The following is a 16,675-nucleotide window of genomic DNA, read 5'->3' as shown; positions in this document are numbered from 1 at the left end:
CTTATGTCAACGGAAGTCAAACGATCTCGCGCGGGTGGCCGCGCGATGTGTCGTTCAGGCAACTAGCGCCCTTCGCGGACCCAGGTCGCGGCAAACGCGCCGAGCAGCAGCAACAGGCCGATCAGGCCGGCGAAGATCGGCAGCACGCCGACGCCCTTCACGACGCTGGCGTCGCGCATCCGCACGCCCATCCAGCCATCGCCAGCGAAGACGCTCGCCGAACGCACCGGCACGATGCGCGGTAGCTCGACGCTGGTGCCGTCGACCACGCGCACGGCATTGCCGCCGGTCGCCTGCGTCAGCGGCTTCAGGGTTTCGGTCGTCGAGGTGACTTCCGAAAACTCCTTCGGATTGGTCGGGCCGACATTGATCAGCGCCTTCAGTGTGCCGTCGGTCGCCTGCCACAGGCCGAGCTCGCTGGCCGGCAGGCTGGCGCGCCACTCGCCGGGATCGGCAGGGCTGAGCGTCAGGTCCTGCGATACGCCGGACGGCGAGGTCACGCTGACCGGCTGGACACTGTCCGACATGGTCTGGCGCACCACGACGAGGTCCTTGCCCTGCACCTGGAGGCGCAGCGCCTCTTCATCGAGGTCCGGCTGCTTCATCAGCCAGTGCGACATCCGCCGCAGCAGGTCAAGATGCGGGCCGCCGCCTTCATAGCCGCGCGCCCACAGCCAGATATGGTCGGAGAGCAAGAGCGCGACGCGGCCCTCGCCGAAGCGCGACAGGAACAGGAGCGGCTTGCCGTCGACGCCCGTCATCACCGGCGGGTTGACCGCATTGCGGGTGTCGACGGTGCGGAAGAAGCGGCTCCAGCGCGGCGGTTCGCTCGCGGAGCCCTCGAGGCCGCGCGTGACCGGATGGCGTTTTCCGATCTCCGACAGATGCGCATAGAACGGCTTTTCCGTCACGCCGACCGGCTCAGCCGGCAGCACCGAATCCAGCGGCGTGCGCCAGATGCTGGTGTTGGAGGCATAGTCGGGGCCGGCCGAGACCAGCACCGCGCCGCCCGCACGGACGTAGCGCGCGATGTTGTCGAAATAGGCGATCGGCAGCACGCCCTGGCGGGCGTAGCGGTCGAAGATGATCAGCTGGAATTCGTTGATCTTCTGCTGGAACAGCTCGCGGGTCGGAAACGCGATCAGCGACAGCTCGTTGATCGGCGTGCCGTCCTGCTTCTCCGGCGGACGCAGAATGGTGAAGTGCACGAGGTCGACGCTGGCGTCGGACTTCAGCAGGTTGCGCCAGGTGCGCTCGCCGGAATGTGGTTCGCCCGAGACCAGCAGCACGCGCAGCTTGTCGCGCACGCCGTCGATGGCGACGACCGCGCGGTTGTTCACCGGCGTCAGCTCTTTCTCGAGCGGCGAGGCCTCGATCTCGACGATGTTGGGGCCGGCATGCTTGATGTCGACGTCGACGCTTGCGCTCTGGCCGCTCGATAGCGTGCGCTCGCCCAGGACCTCGCCGTCCCTGCGGATCGTGACCTTGGCGCGCTCGCCGGTGACGCCCTGGTCGTCGAGGCGGTAGGTGATGGTCTGGGTCTGTCCGACGATGCCGAAGCGCGGCGCGGCCGTGATCGCAATGCGGCGGTCGCGCTCGTCCTTCTGCCCGGTGATCAGCGCGTGCACCGGCGCCTGGAAGCCGAGCCCGGCGGTATTGGCCGGGATGTCGTGGACCCGGCCGTCGGTGATCAGGAACGCGCCGGCGACGCGGTCGACCGGCACGTCCGACAGCGCGGTGGCCAGCGCCCCGAACAGTTTTGTGCCGTCGGTCTCGCCATCGGCCTGTCCGGCGTCGACGACGCGGACCTCGAGGCCCTTGATCTTCTTCAGGCTGTCGACCAGCGCTTCCTGCGCTTGCGCGGCCTCGCGATTGCGGTTGCCGAAATTCTGGCTCGGGCTCTTGTCGATCACGACGGCGGCGACCGAGGTGAGGGGATCGCGGTCCTCGCGGGTGAAGGAGGGATTGGCGAGCGCCAGCAGGAACAGCGCCAGCGCGGCCACGCGCACGGCTGCACCGCGCGCACGCGCCACCAGCAGCACGAGCGCAACGACGACGATCGCGGCGAGCGCGAGCCACAGGACGATCGTGGGAACAAGCGGCGTGAACGCAATGCCGTAATTCATGTCGATCCTATTGCCCCAACCGTTCGATCAGGGCCGGTGCGTGCACCTGGTCGGCCTTGTAGTTGCCGGTCAGGGTGTACATCACGATGTTGGCGCCGGCGCGGTAGGCGAATTCGCGCTGGCGGGCGTCGCCGCCGGACATCGGCAGCATGAACTGACCGTCGAGCCGCTGCGCCCAGGCGCCGGCCAGATCGTTCGAGGTGATGATGATTGGCGAGACGCCGTCGCCGCCGCGGGCCGGCCGCTGCGCGCTGTCGTCGTCCTCATCGCGCGGCAAGGCCTCGACCCAGGTCTGGCCGGTGCTGAAACGGCCCGGGAAGTCGCGCAGCAGGTAAAAGGTCTTGGTCAGCACGTGCTCGCGCGGCACCGGTTCGAGCTCGGGCACGTCGAGCGACGACAGGATCTCGCGCAGCGTCTGCATGCCCGGGGTCTGTGCGGCGCCGTTCTCGCCGGGCGGCGCTTCGATCGCGTCGCGGGTGTCGAACAGCACGGTGCCACCCTGCTTCATGTAGGCGTCGATCTTGTTGATGGCATCCTGCGGCGGCTTGGGCGCGCCCGGCACGATCGGCCAGTAGATCAGTGGGAAGAAGGCGAGCTCGTCGCGTCCGGGATCGATGCCGACGGGATCGCCGGCCTCCAGCGCGGTGCGCTGCGCCAGGAATTGCGTCAGACCGGACATGCCGGCCTTGACGATGGAATCGACGTCGGCATTGCCGGTGACGACATAGGCGAGGCGGGTTTGCGACACCGCCTTCATGGCGAACTCGTCGGACGCGCCATCGGCGCGCGACGGCGCGGGCGCAAGCGACACCAGGCCTGCAAGCGCCAGCCCGACGACGATCATGGCTGTCGCGGCGCGCCGGCGCAGCAGCGCGGCGATCCCGCCGCCGAGCACCGCGACGATGATGGCGTCGATCAGGAACAGCGCGAGCGCCGTCGACAGCAGCCAGCCGCGCAGGTCGCGCGGCTCGGCGTTGGTGTAAGTCGCGTGCCGGGCGCGCAGGCCTGCGGTGTTCAGCGCGGCGATGCGGTCGGAAGCTGCGAGCGTATTCACGGCGAGCGGTCCTTCTGCCGGACCATAGAAGCCGGGCGGATGATCAGGCGTAGCGCGGTCGCGATAATCCGCGGGCAGCGGCTTTGCGGTGGCCGGCGGCGGACCGAACGCGCCGAAGCCGTCGAGGATGTGCAGCGGCGCCACCGTCTCGGTGCTCGCCTCGGCCGCGACCCCGGGCCCGGGCTTGGCGGTGTAGCCGGACATGTCGACGACCCGGCGCAGCATTTCGACGAAGGTGCCCGACATCGGCAGGTCAGACCAGCGCATGTCGGCGCTGACGTGGAACAGGCTGACCAGGCCCTTGCCGCGATGCTCGCCGGTGACGAGCGGCGTGCCGTCTTCCAGCGAGGCCCAGCTCTTGGTGGCGAGCACCGCGTCGGGCTCGGCCAGCACCTGGCGGTTCACGGTGACGTCCTTGGGGACGGCGACGCCGGCAAACGGGCCGTTTGCCGCGAAGGCGGCGAGATGCTGCGGCTTCTCCCAGGTCAGGCTGCCGCCGAGCGTGCGGCCGCCCTTGCGCAGCTTGACCGGCACGAGATCGTCCTCGGCCTGCGCGAGCCTTGGACCGGCGAAGCGCACCAGCACGCCGCCCTGGTCGATCCAGGCGTTGAGGCGCTCGCGGATTTCAGGAGCGACGGTGCCGACATCGGCGAGGATGATCATCGGCAGCTTCTGGTCGAGGAATTGCGTGATGCCCTGCTGCGGCGAGCCCCGGTCGGCGAGCCGCACGTCGGCGAACGGCGCCAGCGCACGGGTCAGGTAGAAGGTCGGCGCCAGCAGCGGCTGCGCGGTCTCGCTGGTCGTGCCGGTGACGATGCCGATGGCGCGGCGGCGCCACCGCTTGTCGAGCAGTTGCACCGCGCCGGCCGAACGCTCGCCCGATATGTCGAGCCGCGTGATGTCGTTGCGCAGCTCGACCGGCAGGTCGAACGAGGCTTCGGTTTCCTTGTCCTGCGGGCCGAACGAATAACGCGCTTCGCCGATCGGCGAAGACTTCTGGTCCAGCGCGCGCACGGTGCCGACGGCGATGCCGCTGTCGGTGCGCAGCACCTTCACCGTCATCTTGGCGGCGGCGTTCTCGGCGGCGACGAGCGCCAGCGGGGAGGACGTGCCGCCTTCGAACACCGTCAGGCTGCGATCTCCGATGGTCTTGCCCAGGCCCTGCACGAAGTCCTCGCCGCGGCCGGTGTCGACGCCATCCGACAGCCAGGCGATCTCGCAGTCGCCGGTGGCCTTCAGGAAACGGTCGATGGCGGTCAGGGTTTCAACGCGATCGATCGAGTAGGGCTTTGGCGCGAGCTGGCGCAGTGCGACGCGCGCCGCACCCGCCGGCATCAGGGTGATGTCGCGGTTCGGCTCGGACAGCGGCACCAGCGCGATGGCGCGGCGGTCGTTGTCGGCATTGGCGATCAGCTCGTCGGCGGCCCTGACCCTGACATCCCAATGCGATGCGGCGCTCCAGCCGTCGTCGAACATGATCATCAGCGGCGCCTTGCTGCCGGCGGCGCCGGTCTGCGGATTCCAGATCGGGCCGGCGGCGGCGAAAATGACGAGGGCCGCAGCTAGGAGCCGCAGCGCGGTCAGCCACCACGGCGTCCGCGAGGGCGTCTCTTCCCTTGGCGCGATGTCGAACAGCAGGCGCGTCGGCGGAAACTCGATGCGGCGCGGCCGCGGCGGCATCACGCGCAGCAGCCACCACAGCACCGGCAGGCTGACGAGGCCGATCAGGAGCAGCGGTTCGGTGAAGGCGAGCGGCAATCCCATCATGCGGCCGGCCCCACCTTGATCGTCGTGGTGCGGGTGCCCGATTTGCTCACCTGCATGCCGGCATGCAGGAACAGCAAGAGCTCGGCGGCGGAGCGGTCGGTCGCATGGGTCGTGAACAGCCAGTTGAGTCTGCTGGTCTCGGCGCGGATCTGGTCGCGGTGCAGCGCGAGCCGCGCGGTGTAGTCCTGCGCCCAGCTCTCGGCGCGGCCCGCCGTGATCACGCCGAAGCCCTCGGGCTCGACGAACTCGACGCGGCCGGAATAAGGGAACGACTCTTCGGCGGGATCGACCACCTGCACCATCGTGCCATGCGCGCCGGAGCCGGACAGGCCCGCGAGCGTGGATTTGATCTCCGCGATCGGCGACCAGAAATCCGACAGCACGATGATCTCGGCGAGCGCGGAAGGCACGAAGGACGGCGGCAGGCTCAGCCGGTCGGCATCGTCATGCAGCATCGCCTGCGCCATCTTGTCGATGACGCTGCGGCTCGCGGTCGGCGCCATCAGTCCGGGAATGCCGACGCGTTCGCCGCCCGAGACCAGCAACTCGGCCAGCGCGAAGGCGACGATCAGCGTCCGCTCGAGCTTGGATTCGCGCGCGGTCTTGGAGGCGAACGCCATCGAGGGCGAGCGGTCGGGCCAGATCCAGACCGTGTGCGAGGCTTCCCATTCGAGCTCGCGCACATACAGATGGTCGTCGCGCGCCGAGCGGCGCCAGTCGACGTTCTGCGCCGGCTCGCCGGAGACGAAGCGGCGGTATTGCCAGAAATTTTCGCCGGAACCGGCGCGGCGCCTTCCGTGCAGGCCATGGATGACGTTGGCGGCGATACGGCGGGCTTCGAGCACCAGGCGCGGCAGTGAAGCGGCGAGCGTACGGCTTTCGCCATCGGCACGTCGGATCGCGATGATCTCCTTCGCTGTGTGCCCGTTGTCTGCGGCCATCAACCGATCCGAGCCTTCAATTGTTTGATCACGTCCGGAATCGTGCGGCCTTCGGCGCGCGCCTGGAACGTCAGCGCCATGCGGTGCTTCAATATGGGCTCGGCGAGGTCGAGCACGTCGTCGATCGAGGGCGCGAGGCGTCCGTCGATCAGCGCGCGTGCTCGCACGGCGAGCATCAAGGATTGGCTGGCGCGCGGGCCGGGACCCCAGGCGATGAACTTGCCGGTCTCGCCGCTCTCCTCGCCCGGACGGGCCGAGCGGACCAGCGACAGGATCGCCTCCACCACGGAATCGCCGACCGGCAGACGGCGGATCAGCCGCTGCGCGGTGATCAGCGCATCTGCGTTCATCGATCCCCTCGCCAGCGTCTCCTCGGCACCCGTGGTCTCGAACAGGATGCGGCGCTCGGCGTCGCGATCGGGATAGTCGACGTCGATCTCCATCAGGAAGCGGTCGAGCTGGGCTTCCGGCAGCGGATAGGTGCCTTCCTGCTCCAGCGGGTTTTGCGTGGCCAGCACGTGGAACGGCTTCGGCAGGTCGTGACGCGCGCCGGCGACGGTGATGTGCTGCTCCTGCATCGCCTGGAGCAGCGCCGACTGCGTGCGCGGGCTGGCGCGGTTGATCTCGTCCGCCATCAGCAGCTGCGCGAACACGGGACCGGAGATGAAGCGGAAGGAGCGTTTGCCGGCGGTGCTTTCGTCGAGCACTTCGGCACCGAGAATATCCGACGGCATCAAATCGGGCGTGAACTGGATGCGCTTGGCGTCGAGGCCCAGCGTGATGCCGAGCGTCTCGACCAGCTTGGTCTTGGCGAGGCCGGGCACGCCGATCAGCAGCGCATGACCGCCTGAGAGGATGGTGACGAGCGTGTTCTCGATCACCCGATCCTGGCCGAAGATGACGGACGCGATTGCGTCTTTCGCCGCGCGAATCTGGCTCGACACCTGCTCGGCCGAACGGACGATTCCGTCTTCCAGTTTCTCGACACTTTCCGCCATCCGTCAGCTCCTTAAGTCCGCCACGCGGCCCGCTTGCGTCGTCAGATCATCACAAGTCGCACATGGGCCCTATGCTAGACTTGCAGGAAGGCCATGTATTCGTTGAATTAACCTATCCCCACCTTATCGGCTTAGGGATATGTAGGGCATCACGAAGTGGCGACCTCCACACCGGGTTAATCCGGTGTGGAACCGCGCACCCGGGTACAACGTAAAACCTGCACCAATCGTGCCAACAGACAAAGTCAGGGCAAACCATGGCGAACCAAGGGCAGAGCGCCGATCGAGGTCTTGAGGGGCTGACTGCCGCCGCCAAAACTGCCGCCAATACCGAAGGCGCCACGAAGGGCCTACCGCCGGTGCATCTGTGGAATCCGCCGTTTTGCGGCGATCTCGACATCCGAATCGCGTCCGACGGTACTTGGTTCTACATGGGCACGCCAATCGGACGACACGCCCTGGTCCGCCTGTTCTCGACCGTCCTGAAGCGCGAGGGCGACAAGCATTTCCTCGTCACGCCTGTGGAGAAGGTCGGCATTCGCGTCGACGATGCGCCGTTCATGGCGGTCGAGATGCAGAAGGACGGCGAGGACAACCATCGCGTGCTCCGCTTCCGCACCAATGTCGACGACTGGGTCACCTGCGATGCCGCGCACCGGCTGCGCTTCGAGCAGGCCAGGGAGGGCGGGCTGACGCCATACCTGCATGTCCGCGCCGATCTCTGGGCCAAGGTCACCCGCGCACTCTACTACGATCTGGTTGACATGGGTGAGGAGCGGATGGTCGATGGCCAGCCGATGTTCGGCGTCGAGTCGGCCGGCGAATTCTTCGCCATGGCCGACGCGGAGCAGGTGAGGGCCGCACTTTGAACAAGCCTATCCTGAAGAGCGGTCCGGTCGTGATCGGCGCGGCCGATTTCTTCGCCCGATCCCGGGCGAGGCTCGGGTTCGACGTGCCGCCCGGCCTCTACGATCCGAACGTCATCCCCGCCTCGGGCGATCCCGGCACCGACAAGATGCTCGAGATCGTCGCGCGCGAGCAGCCGGTGCGGCCGGCTGCGGTCCTGATCGCCGTGGTCGACCGTCCCGAGCCGACCATCCTGCTGACGCAGCGCTCGGCGCATCTCAATGACCACGCCGGCCAGATCGCTTTCCCCGGCGGCAAGATCGACGCGATCGACGCCTCGCCGCTCGATGCGGCTTTGCGCGAGGCCGAGGAGGAGGTCGGCCTGTCCAGAGACTTCGTCGAGCCGATCGGCTATCTCGATCTCTACGGCACCGCTTTCGGCTTCCGCATCCTGCCGACGGTCGCCAAGGTGCGGCCCGGCTTCGAGCTCACCATCAACCATTCGGAGGTTGATGATGCCTTCGAGGTACCGCTATCCTTCCTGATGAACCCGGTGAACCACCAGGTGCACAGCAAGGAATTCCGCGGCATGGAGCGCTTTTACTACGCGATGCCGTTCGCGGAACGCTACATCTGGGGTGCGACGGCCGGAATGTTGCGTGTGCTGTATGAGCGGATCTACTCATCATGATCCGGCCGGTTCTGACCGAGATCGGAATTTTCCTCATCCCCTTTGCCGTCTATGCGCTGTTCCTGGCCGCCACCCGCTCCGGCCTGTTCGCGCGATCGTCCTGGCCGGTCACCGTCGTCGCGCGCCTTGTCCTGGCCGCGCTCGTGCTTGTCATCGCGGGGCTGATCGGCTTCGCGCATTTCTCCGGCGCCGCACCGGATTCGACCTACGTTCCCGCCCATATCGAGAACGGCAGGCTCGTGCCGGGCGTGGAAAAATAGGGGCTGGACCATGAGCGCAGAGCCGTTACTCGCCAATGCGCCCTGGCTGACCTCTGGCGGGACGGCGCGCGTCCTGACGCTGCTCAACGGCAACGGCGAGGAAGCGCGCGTGGTCGGCGGCGCCGTGCGCAATGCGTTGCTCGGTCTCGTGCCCGGCGACATCGACATCGCGACCACGGCGCGGCCCGACGAGGTGATGCGGCGCGCCAAGGCTGCCGGCATCAAGAGCGTGCCGACCGGCATCGACCACGGCACCATCACGCTGGTCATCGACGGGCAACCTTACGAAGTCACGACGCTGCGCGAGGACACCGAGACCTTCGGCCGCAAGGCCAAGGTCGCGTTCGGCCGCGACTGGGTGAAGGACGCCGAGCGCCGCGACTTCACCATGAATGGACTTTCGGCCGATGCGATGGGCGTCGTCTACGACTATGTCGGCGGGATCGCGGATGCGGCCGCGCGGCGGGTGCGCTTCATCGGCGATCCCGACCAGCGCATCGCCGAGGATTTCCTGCGCATCCTGCGCTTCTTCCGCATCCACGCCGCCTTCGGGGCCGGCAAGCCCGACCGCGACGGCTATCTCGCCTGCATCCGCGGCCGCGCGGGTCTTGCGAGCCTGTCGGCCGAGCGGGTGCGCATGGAGATGCTGAAGCTGCTGGTCGCTCACGGTGCCTCTGACGCCGCGGTCGCGATGGCGGATGGCGGGTTGCTGCAAGTGCTGAGCGGAGGCGTCGTCTATACCGGGCCGCTGTCGGCCATGATCGCGATCGAGGGCGAGCTTGGCTTGCCGGCAAGCAGCACGCGGCGGCTCGCCGCGCTGACGGTCGCCGTGACCGAAGATGCCAAGCGCGTTGCCACGCGCTTGCGGCTCTCCAATGTAGAAAGCAAGGCGCTGGATTCGATGGGGCATCGCTGGTGGCGCTTCGCCACCAAGGACGAGGCCAATGCGCGGCGGTTGCTCTATCGGCTCGGCGCGGAGCGCTATCACGATCGCGTGTTGCTTGGCTGGGCGCGGGCCGGCGGCGACGTCGGATCGTCGCGCTGGCGTGCGCTCGCCGAGTTGCCGCAGCGCTGGATTGCGCCGAAATTTCCGCTGCGCGCCGCCGACTTCATCGCCCGCGGCATGGCGGAAGGACCCGCGCTCGGGCATGTGCTGACGCTTGCCGAGGACGCTTGGCTTGCGGCGGATTTTCCCCTAGAGGAAGCCGCGCTCGCTTCCATCGCCGATCAAGCAGCGGCACGCGTCAGCCGCGATGAGAGAACGTGACCATCGTCTCAGGCTTCGCCGACATCTCGATCCTTCAGCTCCTGCTGGTCGCGTTGATGGCGTTGTTTGCTTCGATCATCGGTGGTCTCGCCGGCTACGGCACCGGCGCGCTGATGCCGCTGGTGCTGGTGCCGCTGGTCGGCGCCGAGCCCGTGGTGCCGATCATCGCGATCTCCGCGATCTTCACCAATTCAAGCCGCGCGCTCGCCTATCTGCGCTATGCCGATCGCCGCCGCGCGCTGATCGTGCTCGCCTGTGCGGCGCTGACGACCGCGCTCGGCGCCTACGGCTACACGCGCCTCACCAATGCGGGCGCCGCGCTCGTGATCGGCTCCATGCTGATCCTCAGCGTGCCGCTGCGCCGCGTGCTCCGCCGCCGCCAGGTCAGGATCGGCGACACCGGCCTTGCCGCCGGCTCCGTTGGTTACGGCGTGCTGGTCGGCGGCACCTCCGGCTCCGGCGTGATCCTGCTCTCGCTCTTGATGGCCGCGGGCCTCGAAGGCGCCGCCGTGATCGCGACCGATGCGATGATCTCGCTCGGCACCGGTCTCATCAAGATCTCGGTGTTCGGCCTTGCCGGCGCGGTGAATGCGCAGGTGCTCGCCTTCGCGCTGCTGATCGGCGCGATTGCGATCCCCGGCGCGTTCCTCGCAAAGGCTTTTGTCGAACGCATGCCGGTGCATATCCACACGGCGATCCTCGACGTCGCCGTGATCACCGGCGGGCTGGTGATGATCTCGGCTGCGGCAAGGTCGCTGATCGCATAGATGACTCCGGTCCGATTGGCGTTCGCGATGTCCTTTCAAGGACGGACATTCCGTCCCGATGCTTGCACGCCACCAAATGCTAGCCGAAACGCCCGATCCTGACTGCCGGGGGTTGAAAAGATTTCCGCCGATGACGGCCGTGGGCCGGTGGGCCAAGCGGGACGCTTTCTTACAACTGCAATCGGGCATGTCAGGACTGAAATGCTTCAGTAGCACCGTCGAGGCAGGTTTGAGACTTCATATCAATGGAAGCGGGCGCAGGCATGCGCACGCATCGTGGTCTCGACGTGCACGGAGGAGGGTGAGGCATGGGACGATCCAACACAGAGTGCCAATGGCCTGAAAAAAAGTCGCGCAATCGGTCCAGGATTCAGATTGCCTTCCGTGAGATCAGTGCCGTTCTTGTTCTCTTTCCTGCTCTCCTGGGTCTTTCTCTCCCTTCCAGTGCATGGGCGCAGACCGGGACCGACGCGAAGCCGGACCGCATCAAGGCGAATATCTCGAGAGTCGACCGCGACTTCATTGAAGCCAATACCAAGAGATCCAGGGATTGGCCGACCGTCGGCCTCGACTACGCCGAAACGCGGTTCAGCAAGCTCAATCAGATCAACACTGACAACGTCAGGGATCTCGGGCTCGTCTGGAGTTACAATCTGGAATCATCGCGCGGCATCGAGGCAACGCCCCTCGTCGTCGACGGCATCATGTATCAGTCGGCCCCCTGGAATGTGGTCCATGCCATTGACGCGCGGACCGGGACAAAAATCTGGTCGTTCGATCCGGGTGTTGACCGGTCGAAGACCTATCGCGGGTGCTGCGACGCTGTCAGCCGTGGCCTCGCACTCTACAAGGGCAAGGTCTTCGAAGCCGCCTATGACGGGCGCCTGATCGCGCTCGATGCCGCGACCGGGGCCAAGCTCTGGGAAACGGACACGCTGATCGATCACGATCATTCCTACACGATCACCGGCGCGCCTCGCGTCTTCAACGGCAAGGTCGTGATCGGCCAGAGCGGTGCCGAATATGGTGTGCGCGGCTACGTCACGGCCTACGACAGCGAGACCGGTCATCAGCTCTGGCGCTGGTTCACCGTGCCCGGCGATCCATCCAAGCCATTTGAAGACGCCTCGATGGAAGCCGCGGCGAAGACCTGGGATCCCTCAGGGAAGTATTGGATCAACGGCGGCGGTGGCGCGCCATGGGACTCGATCACGTTCGATCCCGATCTGAACATGGTCTATGTCGGCACGGGAAACGGCGGTCCCTGGAATCGCAAGCTTCGCAGTCCGTCGGGTGGCGACAATCTCTATCTGGGCTCGATCGTCGCGCTCAACGCCGACACGGGCCGGTATGTCTGGCACTACCAGGAGACGCCCGGCGACAATTGGGACTATACATCGACCCAGCCGATGATCCTCGCCGACATCAAGATCGACAATGTGCCGCGCAAGGTGATCCTGCACGCGCCGAAAAACGGCTTCTTCTTCGTCATCGATCGCACCAACGGCAAGTTCATCTCGGCGAAGAATTTTGTCGATGTGAATTGGGCGACGGGATACGATGCCAACGGACGGCCGATCGAGCTGCCTGCGGCGCGCGATGCAGATCAATACGAGTCGATTCCGGGACCGGACGGGGCTCACAATTGGCAGCCGATGTCGTTCAATCCGCTGACCGGCCTCGTCTACCTTCCGGCGCAGCACATCCCGGTCAATCTGTCGCCGGAAAAGTCGTTCGTGCAGAATGCTGCTGCGCCGGGCAAGCTCGGCGGCTTGCGTGGGCGGGAATATCGGTTTCGTTTTCAACCCTCCGAAGTCGGCCCCATTCGGACGTCTGCTCGCCTGGGATCCGGTGCATCAAAAGGAAGTCTGGCGCGTCGAGCACGTGTCGCCGTGGAACGGCGGGACGCTGACCACCGCCGGCAACCTGGTTTTCCAGGGGACGGCGGATGGCCGCTTCGTCGCTTATGATGCGGCAAACGGAACCAAGCTGTGGGAAATGCCGACCGGCACCGGCGCGGTGGCGGCCGCCGCAACCTACATGGTCGACGACAGGCAATACATCTCGATTGCGGTCGGCTGGGGCGGCTCCTACGGCCTGACGCACCGCGCGACCGAGTACCAGAACCCGGGAACGATCTACACATACGCACTCGGCGGCACGGCGAAGCTGCCAGCGTTCGTCAAATATCAGACCGAAGGTCTGCTGCAGGGCGTGAAGTACGATCCGAAGGACATCAGGGAAGGCGGCGAGATCTATGTCGCGGCAGCCTGCGTCGCCTGCCACGGCGTGCCTGGCGTCGGCCGCGGCGGCAACATCATCAATCTCGGTTACGTCAGCGCCGAAGAGATCACCAATCTGAGGCATATCCTCTTCCACGGTCCATTCCGCGACCAGGGCATGCCGGATTTCAGCGGCAAGTTGACGGAAGGGGACGTCGGGAAACTCCAGGCCTTCATACAGGGAACTGTTGACGCCATCAGACCGAAGAGCAGGTGATGAGTCAGCAGGCGCTGCGGCGGCGAGCGGCCCGTTCGACCGTGGCCGCTCGTCACGCGCCTTTGTCGATCTTCACCCAGAGCGCACTGCCGAGCGTCGATGAGTTCCTGGCCGCGTAGGCCCATGCCGGCAAGCGTGATGGTGCAAGCGCAAGTGCGATCATCGCTTGCCCAATCCGCTGCGCTTTGCTTCGCGGCAGGCCGCGCACGAACTCACTGACGCTGCCCGGCTTCTCCGCCCTGCGCAAAAAGCTGTCCACGATGTCTTCCCTGAGGAACTTCAGGAGATCGAATGGCTCCCGCTCGCAAACGCTCAATTGCAGGCCGTGTCGTCGACATACCGCATCAAACGCGTCCTTCGTCCAGCGGCCAATGTGGTTCGGCGGCATGTCGATGAGCGATCCGTGGCCCTCCATGTAGTGCGTTCGGATATCATTCGGCACGGCGATGAAGACAGAGCCTTGCGCCTTGAGGAGGTATTTCAATCGCGCGAAGACGTCATCCACCCGGTCCATGTGCTCGAACACCTGAAACATGAAGATGATGTCGAAGGCCTCCTTCATCGGAGTGAAGCCATCCTCCCGAAGGTCGACCGAAAAGGTCTTGTAGCCTTTCGATCGCAAGGCCTGTTGCGCTGCTTCGTTGTAATCGACCGCGTAAATATCGGACGCGCGAAAGAGTTTGTCCTTGATGTGATCGAGAAAATAGCCAAACCCGGCCCCGACATCGATCGCCGTTTTTCCGGCAGTGCCGAGGCCGCTCAGCTCCTCGATCGTCCTCTCATACTCCCATTTCATGGTTGGATAGGAAGGGTGGGGCGCGGCCAGGTTATAGAACTCGGCGCCGCCCGCGACGAACGGATCTGCAAATCCAAATCCGCAATCCGCGCATTTGCGGATATCGCAGGTGTCGCGGCCCCAGAGCAGCGACAGGTGGCTTATTAACTTTCGAGAGCGATCCGGATACTGGCGCGGACTGACGAAGGATCGAGAGGCCTGATCTGCGGTCACTTCAAACAGTTTGGCAGTTGATCCACTGCCGCATGCTGGACAGGTGCTCATCTCTCCTGACCTCATTCAGGTCTTTCGGTGGAAAGTGGTTGCGACCAATTGTCTCGTCATCATTCAAATGAAGGTTGGCGGAGCGCGAGGTCCGGGGCAGTGGACAGGACAGGGGAGGCAGGCCGCTCGCGGCGCGAAGGCGCCTTCGGCAGCGCCGATTTCCTACTGCCAGAATCTGTCACTGGCCTGCGCTAGGTCTTCTTTCAGGGCATTTTTACTGAAAGGAAGACGATGAAAACCCAGAGCAACGGCCAGGCGCTGCAGATCGCCAAGACCTACATCGAGGCCATCGCCAGCAGGAGCGTGGATACGATTACTTCCGTGTCGGCGGACGACGTTGTTTGCACGTCGCCACGCGGGCGGATCGTCGGCATGCAGAAGTTTCGCGAATTCCACCAGGGTTTCGCCCGCATGATCAAGAAGGTCACGGTTCTCGCCGTCTACGGCGACGATGATCAGGCTGTCGTCCTTTACAGCGCGGACACCCATCCGGTTGCCAACGCCGTCGTCGCGGAACTCCTCAAGGTGAAGAACGGCAAGATCGCGTCGACCGAAGTGATCTACGACGCGACTCCGTTCGCCGCCTACACGGCGACCGTCCAACCGCACTAAGGCACGATCGACCATGAAACGGATTCAATATGACAGCTACGGCGGCCCTGAAACGATGAAGCTCGAAGCCTTCGAGCTGAAGGCTCCGGGGACCGGCGAAGTCGCGGTCAAGGTCAAGTTCGCCGCCATCAATCCCATCGATTGGAAGGTGCGCAATGGCTATCTCAAAATGGTGACGGGGAAGAAATTTCCGCGTGCCATGGGCAGCGATTTTTCCGGCATCGTGACCGCTGTCGGCGCTGGTGTCACGCGCTTCAAGATTGGCGATCCCGTATTCGGCATGGCGCAGATAAAGCATGGTGGCGCGCTTGGCGAAGTCGTCATCGCTCCCCAAACCTTCGTCGCCAGGAGGCCGGATTCAGTCTCGTTCGAGGACGCGGCTTGCCTGGCTACGCCGGGGGTCACCGCATGGAACGGCCTCGTGGACAAGGCTGCCCTGAAATCCGGCGGCCAGGTGTTCATCAACGGCTGCACCGGCGCTGTCGGCGAGGCCACGGTGCAGCTCGCAAAGATGTTCGGGGCGACCGTCGCGGGGACATGCAGTGCGCAGGCGATGCAGCGAGCCCGTGACTTGGACGTCCAGCCTCTCTTCGATTATCGGGCCACCGATCTGTCGAAGATCCGTGAACGCTTCGACGTAGTGTATGACTCGGCGGGAACGATGGCAGTTGCCGCCGGGGTTGGCCTGCTTCGCGAAGGCGGCGTGTATCTCGATATCAATCCAGCGCCAATCAAGTTCATCCGTGCGATCTTCAACCGGAAACTCAAGCCGATCGTCTGCGCCGCGCGGGCTGATATCCTTGACGGCCTTGCCGTCGCTTCGGCGAATGGAAAGCTGCGCTTGCCAGTTGCTGAGACCGTGCGTCTGAACGATGCGATCCCGCTCATCGCGGCGCTTGAAGCCGGGCACAAGCTCGCCGGAAAGGCTCTGGTAGCGATGTAAATGCCGTCTGGGCCAGTAAAGCCCCGCCGCCCGTCGCCCGCGATGCCTACTGCCATTTTTTGGCAGGATTCGTGCTAGACTTGGTCTATGTCGAAGAGCCAACGATTATTCGACCTCATGCAGATTTTGCGGCGGCACCGCACCCCGGTGTCGGGCAACGACCCTTGCGGCTGAGGCGGGTGTGTCGTTGCGAACGATTTATCGCGACATCGCCGACTTGCAGGGCTTGGGCGCACAAATCGACGGCGAGCCTGGCTTTGGCTATGTCTTGCAACCCGGCTTCCTCCTTCCTCCCCTGATGTTCTCGGAACAGGAAATCCAAGCCTTGGCGCTGGGCGCCCAATGGGTATCTCGCCAGACCGATGACGAGTTCGCGCTGGCGGCGCGTGACGCGCTCGCTAAAATTGGCGCGGTCCTTCCCTCGGAGCTGCAACACAAGCTGGACGACAGTGCCTTTCACGTAGGGCGCAGGTTGAAGCAGCCCGAAGCCGTCGACCTTCGCGTCGTGCGGCAAGCCATGCGCGACCAACACAAGCTTTCCATTGTGTATCGCGACCCGCAAGGCGCGAAGACGACGCGGATCATCTGGCCAATTGGCGTCGGCTTTTTCGATTCCCGGCGCATCATTGCCGGCTGGTGCGAAATGAGAAAGGACTTCCGCTCATTCCGGGCGGATCGGATAGAAAAGATCAAGCTCAGGACGGAACGCTATCCCGGTCGCCGGCGCGATCTCGTCAAGCAATGGCGGGCTCAAGTTGACGCGGAACGTCGCAAGACTCTCAGCTGATCTCACCACCGGGTCCGACGCTGATGCTGGCGAGCTATCACCTGCTGGTGCGCTTCA

12 protein-coding genes and 2 pseudogenes are annotated in these 16,675 nt (G+C 65.2%); 9 read left to right on the top strand and 5 right to left on the bottom strand.

Annotated elements, in window-relative coordinates; all coding sequences use genetic code 11:
- Nucleotides 1-62 precede the first annotated feature (62 nt).
- From ACVJ5M_RS38235 to ACVJ5M_RS38220, 4 genes are read right to left on the bottom strand one after another with little or no spacing between them, the layout of a single operon-like run.
- A complete protein-coding gene (locus ACVJ5M_RS38235; RefSeq protein WP_063985166.1) occupies nucleotides 63-2,126 on the bottom strand; it encodes a hypothetical protein in 2,064 nt (687 codons plus the stop codon).
- A gap of 7 nt (nucleotides 2,127-2,133) precedes the next feature.
- Nucleotides 2,134-4,947 (bottom strand): DUF4159 domain-containing protein, encoded by a 2,814-nt coding sequence (locus tag ACVJ5M_RS38230; RefSeq protein WP_063985165.1) that lies wholly within the window; start codon nucleotides 4,945-4,947, stop codon nucleotides 2,134-2,136.
- On the bottom strand, nucleotides 4,944-5,888 hold the full coding sequence (locus tag ACVJ5M_RS38225; protein ID WP_063985164.1) for a DUF58 domain-containing protein: 945 nt from the start codon (nucleotides 5,886-5,888) through the stop codon (nucleotides 4,944-4,946). Before ACVJ5M_RS38225 ends, ACVJ5M_RS38230 begins: the two co-directional genes overlap by 4 nt.
- Nucleotides 5,888-6,886 (bottom strand): AAA family ATPase, encoded by a 999-nt coding sequence (locus ACVJ5M_RS38220; protein WP_063985163.1) that lies wholly within the window; start codon nucleotides 6,884-6,886, stop codon nucleotides 5,888-5,890. The genes ACVJ5M_RS38225 and ACVJ5M_RS38220 overlap by 1 nt, the downstream gene beginning before the upstream one ends.
- A 257-nt stretch (nucleotides 6,887-7,143) precedes the next feature.
- On the opposite strand from ACVJ5M_RS38220, the gene ACVJ5M_RS38215 reads away from it, so the two are divergent.
- From ACVJ5M_RS38215 to ACVJ5M_RS38190, 6 genes and pseudogenes are all read left to right on the top strand, one after another.
- A complete protein-coding gene (locus ACVJ5M_RS38215; protein WP_063985162.1) occupies nucleotides 7,144-7,755 on the top strand; it encodes a DUF1285 domain-containing protein in 612 nt (203 codons plus the stop codon).
- On the top strand, nucleotides 7,752-8,423 hold the full coding sequence (locus ACVJ5M_RS38210) for a CoA pyrophosphatase (protein WP_063985161.1): 672 nt from the start codon (nucleotides 7,752-7,754) through the stop codon (nucleotides 8,421-8,423). Before ACVJ5M_RS38215 ends, ACVJ5M_RS38210 begins: the two co-directional genes overlap by 4 nt.
- A complete protein-coding gene (locus tag ACVJ5M_RS38205) occupies nucleotides 8,420-8,683 on the top strand; it encodes a DUF6111 family protein (protein ID WP_014497409.1) in 264 nt (87 codons plus the stop codon). The genes ACVJ5M_RS38210 and ACVJ5M_RS38205 overlap by 4 nt, the downstream gene beginning before the upstream one ends.
- 10 nt (nucleotides 8,684-8,693) lie before the next feature.
- Nucleotides 8,694-9,950: a CCA tRNA nucleotidyltransferase gene (locus ACVJ5M_RS38200; RefSeq protein ID WP_063985160.1), complete on the top strand. Its 1,257-nt coding sequence runs from the start codon at nucleotides 8,694-8,696 to the stop codon at nucleotides 9,948-9,950.
- Nucleotides 9,947-10,717, top strand: coding sequence for a sulfite exporter TauE/SafE family protein (locus ACVJ5M_RS38195; protein WP_063985159.1), 771 nt, complete (start codon nucleotides 9,947-9,949; stop codon nucleotides 10,715-10,717). The genes ACVJ5M_RS38200 and ACVJ5M_RS38195 overlap by 4 nt, the downstream gene beginning before the upstream one ends.
- Before the next feature lie 308 nt (nucleotides 10,718-11,025).
- Nucleotides 11,026-13,216: pseudogene (locus ACVJ5M_RS38190) on the top strand (PQQ-dependent dehydrogenase, methanol/ethanol family).
- A gap of 52 nt (nucleotides 13,217-13,268) precedes the next feature.
- On the opposite strand, the gene ACVJ5M_RS38185 reads toward ACVJ5M_RS38190, so the two are convergent.
- Nucleotides 13,269-14,276: a class I SAM-dependent methyltransferase gene (locus ACVJ5M_RS38185; protein ID WP_187387795.1), complete on the bottom strand. Its 1,008-nt coding sequence runs from the start codon at nucleotides 14,274-14,276 to the stop codon at nucleotides 13,269-13,271.
- Nucleotides 14,277-14,507: 231 nt separating this feature from the next.
- On the opposite strand from ACVJ5M_RS38185, the gene ACVJ5M_RS38180 reads away from it, so the two are divergent.
- From ACVJ5M_RS38180 to ACVJ5M_RS38170, 3 genes and pseudogenes are all read left to right on the top strand, one after another.
- A complete protein-coding gene (locus ACVJ5M_RS38180) occupies nucleotides 14,508-14,888 on the top strand; it encodes a nuclear transport factor 2 family protein (protein ID WP_063985157.1) in 381 nt (126 codons plus the stop codon).
- Nucleotides 14,889-14,901: 13 nt separating this feature from the next.
- A complete protein-coding gene (locus ACVJ5M_RS38175) occupies nucleotides 14,902-15,831 on the top strand; it encodes an NAD(P)-dependent alcohol dehydrogenase (RefSeq protein ID WP_283018493.1) in 930 nt (309 codons plus the stop codon).
- Nucleotides 15,832-15,918: 87 nt separating this feature from the next.
- A pseudogene (locus ACVJ5M_RS38170) lies at nucleotides 15,919-16,618 on the top strand (helix-turn-helix transcriptional regulator).
- Nucleotides 16,619-16,675 lie beyond the last annotated feature (57 nt).

This window comes from Bradyrhizobium sp. S3.7.6 (assembly GCF_054061875.1).
This window is presented reverse-complemented; position numbering and strand designations above follow the sequence as displayed.

Bases quoted from the DNA above. Each gene is read 5' to 3' on its own strand.
- ACVJ5M_RS38180 (WP_063985157.1), top strand. From the start codon at position 14,508: ATGAAAACCCAGAGCAACGGCCAGGCGCTGCAGATCGCCAAGACCTAC.
- ACVJ5M_RS38205 (WP_014497409.1), top strand. From the start codon at position 8,420: ATGATCCGGCCGGTTCTGACCGAGATCGGAATTTTCCTCATCCCCTTT.
- ACVJ5M_RS38235 (WP_063985166.1), bottom strand. From the start codon at position 2,126: ATGAATTACGGCATTGCGTTCACGCCGCTTGTTCCCACGATCGTCCTG.
- ACVJ5M_RS38230 (WP_063985165.1), bottom strand. From the start codon at position 4,947: ATGATGGGATTGCCGCTCGCCTTCACCGAACCGCTGCTCCTGATCGGC.
- ACVJ5M_RS38175 (WP_283018493.1), top strand. From the start codon at position 14,902: ATGAAACGGATTCAATATGACAGCTACGGCGGCCCTGAAACGATGAAG.
- ACVJ5M_RS38215 (WP_063985162.1), top strand. From the start codon at position 7,144: ATGGCGAACCAAGGGCAGAGCGCCGATCGAGGTCTTGAGGGGCTGACT.
- ACVJ5M_RS38220 (WP_063985163.1), bottom strand. From the start codon at position 6,886: ATGGCGGAAAGTGTCGAGAAACTGGAAGACGGAATCGTCCGTTCGGCC.
- ACVJ5M_RS38225 (WP_063985164.1), bottom strand. From the start codon at position 5,888: ATGGCCGCAGACAACGGGCACACAGCGAAGGAGATCATCGCGATCCGA.
- ACVJ5M_RS38185 (WP_187387795.1), bottom strand. From the start codon at position 14,276: ATGAGCACCTGTCCAGCATGCGGCAGTGGATCAACTGCCAAACTGTTT.
- ACVJ5M_RS38200 (WP_063985160.1), top strand. From the start codon at position 8,694: ATGAGCGCAGAGCCGTTACTCGCCAATGCGCCCTGGCTGACCTCTGGC.